The following is a 6,860-nucleotide window of genomic DNA, read 5'->3' on the forward strand; positions in this document are numbered from 1 at the left end:
GACCGTCCGGACGCCCGTCGCCGCTCGCCTGGCCTCCGTCGCCCGCCTCGCCGGGCGCCTTCCCGTGGTCGCCGCCCGAGTTCGGGCGTCCGTCACCGCCGGACGACCGCCCGTCCCCGTTACCCGGAGGAGCGGCTCGCTCCCCCACAGAAGCCGGAGCGTCCGCGGCAGCCCTATCGTCCGCCGCAGCCGCGTCGCCCGTGGCAGCCGAGGCGTCCACGGGAGCCCTGTCGCCCGCGGGGGTCGCGTCGCCTGCGGCACCCGTGTCGTTCGCGGGAACCGGGGCGTCCGTGGCAGCCGGGGCGTCCGTGGCAGCCGGGGCGTCCGTGGCAGCCGGGGCGTCCGTGGTCGGTGCGGCCTTGGCGGCGGTTCCGGCGGGCAGCCGCTTGACGATCACTTCGAGGGTGGCGTACGCGGCCACGGCGAGCAGCGGCCAGAAGATCAGGACGCCCCGGGCGCGCAGGTCGGCCGGGCCCTTGACCTGGGCGCCGTCCGGGCCGGTGCGGAGCACGTGCTGGTAGTGGGCGAGCCCGAAGCGGTGCCCGACCCACCAGGCGAGCAGCGCCGCCGCCGCCCCGCCGACCGTGAGGCCGGCCAGCAGCGGGACGTCGTTGTCGCGGCCGCCGAACCGGTAGGCGACCACGCCGCAGAGCAGTCCGGCGACGACGCCGATGAGGGCGAACCGGGCGTCGGTGCCGATCGGGGCCTGGGACTCGCCGTCGGCGAAGAACGGCTCGCCGCGCAGCACCACGAAGGTCACCGAGGGCGCGATCGCGTGCCACACCAATCCGGCGACCGGGCCGAGCACCGCGACCACCGCGGCCGTGACCGCGAAGGTCCGCACCGCCCTGAGGGACCGTCCCCGCACCTCGTACGCTCCTCACGGGCCCGCGCGCCGCGCCCGTAGCCGTCCGCCGCCGATCAACAGCGGAAAGCCTAGCCCCCTCGCCGCCCGGCCCGGGACCGCGCCCCCGCCGCCCCGCGCGCCCTGTCGGCACATGCCGGAAACGGCCGCGGAACCGGTACGGTCTTTCGCCGGAATCCCCCCTCCGAACCGCCGGTTTCTTGAGATAATGTTGCCCGACATGTCCGGATTCAGTCCCGCGTTCGAGCGCCTCGGCGCCGCCCTCTCCGCGGTCGTCCTGCAGCAGCAGGAGACGCTCGCGGAGTTCCTGCCGCGCGAGGACTGGAGCGCGGACCTGACCGCCCGCACCTACACCAGCGGCGGCGTCACCGTGCGGGTCGGGCTGCTCGGCAGCTACGCCACCCGCGAGCGCACCTGGCTGTGGGGCTGGGCCAACCCCCAGTTCGGCGAGGACCACCCCGCCGTCCGCCCCACCCTGCCGATCCGCGCCCTCGGCGAGCGCCTCGGCATCCCGGAGTTCACCACCCCCGAGGTCGACCTGTCCTGGTACGAGGGCCCCGCCGGGCACGGCGGCGAGCTGGTCGCCATGGCCGCGGGCGGCGTCCTCGGCGGCGGCGGGTACATCGGCGCGGGCTACGACGGCGGCTCGGCCTACCTGCACGTGGACGACCCGCAGGCCCCGCCCGCCGGCTGGGACCCGGTGCCCGTCCCCCGGCTGCTCACCAACGCGGTCAGCCTGTTCCCCCGCGACCCGCGGCTCACCCTCGCCCGGCTGCTGAGCCGGCACCGCGTCCCCTACCGCGAGCGGGACGGCGTCACCGAGGTCGCGCTCCCCGGCGGCGGCGCCGCCCGCGCCGTGTTCGACGACCGCGGCCGCTTCACGCGCTGGGAGACCGCGCTCGTCCCCGCATCCCTGCCGGACGACCGGGGCGTCCCCGTCGTCCACTGAGCCCGTCGTCCACTGAGCCCAGCCGCCCGGTGGGCCCCACCGCCCACTGAGCCGCGCCGCCCGCCCCGGCGGCGCCGGGTGTGATCATGCTCGGCTAGGTTGCGGGCATGCAGTTCGGTATTCAGCTCAACCCCGTCGCGAGCGGGCTGGACGACGTCCGCGCGCTCGCCAGGCAGGCCGACGCGGCCGGCCTCGACCTGCTCGGCGTCCAGGACCACCCCTACGCCGCCGACCTCGCCGACACCTTCGCGCTGATCGCGACCGTGCTCGCCGAGACCGAGCGGATCCGCGTCTTCCCGGACGTGGCGTCCCTGCCGATGCGCGGGCCCGCCATGGTCGGCAAGCAGGCGGCCACCCTCGACCTGCTGAGCGGCGGCCGGTTCGAGCTGGCCCTCGGCGCGGGCGCGTTCTGGCCCGCCATCGAGGCGATGGGCGGACCGGTCCGCACGACGCGGCAGGCGCTCGCCGCGCTGGCCGAGGCCATCGAGATCATCCGCGCGATGTGGCGGCCCGGCGAGACCGTCCGGGTCGAGGGCGAGTACTACACGGTGAAGGGCGTGCACGCCGGTCCCGCGCCCGCGCACCCCGTCGGCGTCTGGCTCGGCAGCGTCGGCCCCCGGGCGCTCGCCCTCACCGGACGCGTCGCCGACGGCTGGGCCGCGCCCATCCCGCACTACCTCAACTACGAGAAGTGGCCGGAGGCGCAGCGGATCATCACCGACGCCGCGATCGAGGCCGGCCGCGACCCGGCGACCATCACCCGCATCTCCCAGCTCGTCGGGCACATCACCGACACCCCGACCGGGCCGCCCGCCCTCACCGGCGAGACCCCGATCCACGCCGACGCCGCGACCTGGGCCCGCGTCCTCGCGGGCCTGGCGACCGACGGCGGTTTCGACAGCTTCGTCTACTGGCCGGAGCAGGCGGACGAACGCCAGCTCCGGCTCTGGACGGACGAGGTCGTTCCCGCCACCCGGGAACTCCTCGCCTGACGGCGCAGGGCACCAGGGCCGGGAAGGCAGGAGGGCCGGGACGGCGATCCGTCCCGGCCCTTTCCCTGAGGCTCCGCTACCGGCGCGTCAGCTCAGGCAGGACGGTCCGAGCAGCTGCTTCAGGTCGCCCATCAGCGCCGGGGACGGCGCGACGCGCAGCCGGTCGTCCAGCCGCACGACCGTCGTGCGCGGGCCGTTCTGGATGTGCAGGTGCACCTCGGAATTGCCCGGGTGCGTCGTCAGGACCTCCTTGAGGCGGCTGACGACCGGCGGGACGCAGCGGCCGAGCGGCAGCGTCACCGACAGCGGGCCGAACGCGTCGGTGACGGTCAGGTCCGGCTGCGTCACCTCCATCGCGATGATCTTCGCCACGTCCTCGCGCCGGTCCAGCCGCCCCTTGACGACCAGGATCGCGTCCTCGGCCAGCAGCGTCGAGCACAGCTGGTAGGACGACGGGAAGCACATCACCTCGATCGCGCCGCCCAGGTCCTCCAGCTGGAACATCGCCCACGAGTTGCCCGTCTTGGTGACCTTGCGCTGCAGGCCGCTGAGCAGCCCCGCCACCACCACGACCTGGCCGTCCGGTCGCTCGCCCTCGTTCAGCGACGCGATCGAGCAGTCGGCCTCGCGCTCCAGCACGTGCTCGATGCCGAGCAGCGGGTGGTCGGACACGTACAGGCCGAGCATCTCCCGCTCGAAGGACAGCAGCGTGGTCTTGTCCCACTCCTCGTCCTCGGGGATCGCGACCGCGAACGCGTCCTCGCCCGTCTCGTCCTCCAGCGCGCCGAACAGCGAGTCCTGCCCGATCGCCTCCTTGCGCTTGATGTCGATGACCGAGTCGATCGCCTGCTCGTGCACCATCAGCAGCGCCTTGCGCTGGTGCCCGAGCTCGTCGAACCCGCCCGCCTTGATCAGCGACTCGACGACCCGCTTGTTGCACGCCTGCGCGGGCACCTTGCTCAGGAAGTCGTTGAAGTCGGCGTAGGCGCCCTTCTCGCGGCGCGCCGCGATGATGCCCTCGACGACGTTCACGCCGACGTTGCGGACGGCGCTCAGCCCGAACCGGATCTCCTTCTCCCCGATCGGGGTGAAGTCGGCCTCGGAGGTGTTGACGTCCGGCGGCAGCACCTTGATGCCCATCCGGCGGCACTCGTTCAGGTACAGCGCGCTCTTGTCCTTGTCGTCGCCGACCGAGGTGAGCAGCGCCGCCATGTACTCCGCCGCGTGGTTGGCCTTGAGGTAGGCCGTCCAGTACGACACCAGGCCGTAGGCCGCCGAGTGCGCCTTGTTGAACGCGTAGTCGGAGAACGGGACCAGGATGTCCCACAGCGTCTTCACGGCCTCCTTGGAGAAGCCGTTGTCGATCATCCCCTGCTCGAAGCCCTCGAACTGGGCGTCCAGCTCGGCCTTCTTCTTCTTGCCCATGACGCGGCGGAGCAGGTCCGCCTTGCCGAGCGTGTACCCGGCGACCTTCTGCGCGATCGACATGACCTGCTCCTGGTACACGATCAGGCCGTAGGTCGTGCCGAGGATCTCCGCGAGCGGCTCGGCCAGCTCCGGGTGGATCGGGGTGATCTCCTGCTGGCCGTTCTTGCGCAGCGCGTAGTTGGTGTGCGAGTTCGCGCCCATCGGGCCCGGCCGGTAGAGCGCGCCGACCGCGGAGATGTCCTCGAACTCGGTCGGCTTCATCAGCCGCAGCAGCGACCGCATGCCGCCGCCGTCCAGCTGGAACACGCCCAGGGTGTCGCCGCGGCCGAGCAGCTCGTAGGTCGGCTTGTCGTCCAGCGGGATCTTCAGCAGGTCGAGGTCGATGCCCTTGTTCTTCTTGATGTTGTCGACCGCGTCCTGGATGATCGTCAGGTTCCGCAGGCCGAGGAAGTCCATCTTCAGCAGGCCGAGCGTCTCGCAGGTCGGGTAGTCGAACTGCGTGATGATCGCGCCGTCGGAGTCGCGCCGCATCACCGGGACGTGGTCGGTGATGGTCTCACCGCTCATGATCACGCCGGCGGCGTGCACGCCGGTCTGCCGGATCAGCCCCTCCAGGCCCTGCGCCAGGTCGATGACCTGCTTGACGTCGGTCTCCTCCTCGTACAGCTTGCGCAGCTCGCCCGCCTCGCCGTAGCGCGGGTGCTTGTCGTCGAAGATGCCCGAGAGCGGGATGTCCTTGCCCATGACGGCGGGCGGGAACGCCTTGGAGATGCGGTCGCCCAGCGCGTAGGGGAAGCCGAGGACGCGGCCCGCGTCCTTCACGGCGGCCTTCGCCTTGATGGTTCCGAACGTGGCGATGTAGGCGACCTTGTCGGCGCCCCACTTCTCCGTGGTGTACCGGATGGCCTCGGCCCGCCGGTCTTCAGGGAAGTCGATGTCGATGTCGGGCATCGACGCGCGCTCGGGGTTCAGGAACCGCTCGAAGATCAGGCCGTGCGGGATCGGGTCGAGGTCGGTGATGCCCATCGCGTACGCGACCAGCGAGCCCGCCGCGCTGCCCCGGCCCGGGCCGACCAGGATGCCGTTGCGCTTGGACCACATGATGAAGTCGGCCACGACCAGGAAGTACGACGGGTACCCCTTGCCGATGATGACGCCCATCTCGTACTCGGCCTGCTCGGCGTAGCCCTCCGGCAGGCCGTCCGGGAAGCGCTGCTCCAGGCCCTTCCAGACCTCCTTGCGGAACCAGGTCTCCTCGGTCTCGCCCTCCGGCACCGGGAACTTGGGGCTGAGGTCGCGGAACTCGAACATGCCGGCCGGGTCGACCCGCTCGGCGATCAGCAGCGTGTTGCGGCAGCCCTCCAGCCACGCGTCGGAGGTGTCGATCGACCGCATCTCGTCGGCGGACTTGATGTAGTAGCCGCTGCCGTCGAACCGGAACCGGTCCGGGTCGGCGAGCTGCTTGCCCACCTGGACGCACAGCAGCGCGTCGTGCGCGGTCGCCTCCGACTCGTGGGTGTAGTGCGAGTCGTTGGTGACGACCGGCTTGATGCCGAGCCGCTTGCCGATCTCCAGCAGCCCGTCCCGGACGCGCCGCTCGATGTCGAGGCCGTGGTCCATCAGCTCCAGGAAGTAGTTCTCCTTGCCGAAGATGTCCTGGAAGTTCGCGGCGGCCTTCAGCGCCTCGTCGAACTGGCCGAGCCGCAGCCGCGTCTGGATCTTGCCCGACGGGCAGCCCGTCGTGGCCATCAGGCCCTCGGAGTGCTCGGCGAGCAGCTCCTCGTCCATCCGCGCGTACTTGAAGACGAACCCCTCCATGTACGCGCGCGAGCTCAGCTTGAACAGGTTGTGCAGGCCCTGCTTGTTCCGGGCCCACAGCGTCTTGTGGTTGATCAGGCCGCCGCCGGACACGTCGTCGCGCTTCTGCGACGGGTCGCCCCAGGTCACCTTCTTCTTGTGGAAGCGGGACTCGGGCGCGCAGTAGGCCTCGATGCCGAGGATCGGGGTGACCCCGACGCTGGTCGCCTGCTTCCAGAAGTCGTAGGCGCCATGCATGTTGCCGTGGTCGGTCATCGCGATCGCGGGCATCTTCTGCCGGTCGACCTCGGCGAACATCTGCTTCAGACGCGCGGCTCCGTCCAGCATGGAGTACTCCGTATGGACGTGCAGATGTACGAACGAGTCACCCACGACTGACGCGCCTCCTGAGTTGTCGCATGCGACCGCCCGCGTGCGGACGGCACGCGCCGGTTTGGAACCTGGCCCGGGGAAGTCCGCCGTCCTGGAGCCCCCTCCGGGACGACGTGGCCCAAAGAGCCTAACCCGGTCCGCCCACCGTCCGGACCCCGACACGCAGGCGCCCGCCTTGTCCCGACATCACCTGATCGGCACCGTCGCTGCGGGCCGTGCGGACCGTGTGCGGGCGGGCGCGGTCAGTGCTCCCCGGACTCCCCGGGAGGGGCCTTCGAGCCGGTGCCGGGCGCGGGACGGGCGTTCCCGCCGGGGCCTTCCGACGAGCCGCCCGGGCCGTCCGGCGAGCCGTCAGAGCCGTCAGAGCCGTCGGGGCCGTCCGGCGGGCCGCCGGGGCCTCCGGACGGGCCCCGCGCGAGCCGGGCCAGGCCGCCGT

4 protein-coding genes and 1 pseudogene are annotated in these 6,860 nt (G+C 72.0%); 2 read left to right on the plus strand and 3 right to left on the minus strand.

Features of this window, described 5'->3' with window-relative positions; translation table 11 throughout:
• Positions 1–868 (minus strand): hypothetical protein (locus tag AB0J52_RS21855; RefSeq protein WP_500183631.1); only part of this gene is annotated, 868 nt, incomplete at its 3' end.
• Between the two features lie 217 nt (positions 869–1,085).
• Between AB0J52_RS21855 and AB0J52_RS21860 the strand changes: the two genes are divergently transcribed.
• Together AB0J52_RS21860 and AB0J52_RS21865 are read left to right on the plus strand one after the other, a co-directional pair.
• A complete protein-coding gene (locus tag AB0J52_RS21860) occupies positions 1,086–1,814 on the plus strand; it encodes a DUF6882 domain-containing protein (protein ID WP_500183633.1) in 729 nt (242 codons plus the stop codon).
• A 107-nt stretch (positions 1,815–1,921) separates the two neighbouring features.
• The gene (locus AB0J52_RS21865) at positions 1,922–2,806 is read left to right on the plus strand and encodes an LLM class flavin-dependent oxidoreductase (RefSeq protein ID WP_500183634.1); all 885 of its coding nucleotides are present in this window, start codon (positions 1,922–1,924) and stop codon (positions 2,804–2,806) included.
• Between the two features lie 87 nt (positions 2,807–2,893).
• Here AB0J52_RS21865 and dnaE read toward each other — a convergent pair whose 3' ends face one another.
• Together dnaE and AB0J52_RS21875 are read right to left on the minus strand one after the other, a co-directional pair.
• Complete coding sequence (dnaE, locus tag AB0J52_RS21870) at positions 2,894–6,424, minus strand: DNA polymerase III subunit alpha (RefSeq protein WP_500183636.1); 3,531 nt, start codon at positions 6,422–6,424, stop codon at positions 2,894–2,896.
• Between the two features lie 242 nt (positions 6,425–6,666).
• Positions 6,667–6,860, minus strand: a pseudogene (locus tag AB0J52_RS21875) (hypothetical protein); the annotation flags it as partial.

Source organism: Spirillospora sp. NPDC049652, from assembly GCF_040675125.1.
Lineage (GTDB): Bacteria > Actinomycetota > Actinomycetes > Streptosporangiales > Streptosporangiaceae > Spirillospora.

Coding starts and splice junctions, on each gene's coding strand:
- AB0J52_RS21860 (WP_500183633.1), top strand. CDS start 1,086: ATGTCCGGATTCAGTCCCGCGTTCGAGCGCCTCGGCGCCGCCCTCTCC.
- AB0J52_RS21865 (WP_500183634.1), top strand. CDS start 1,922: ATGCAGTTCGGTATTCAGCTCAACCCCGTCGCGAGCGGGCTGGACGAC.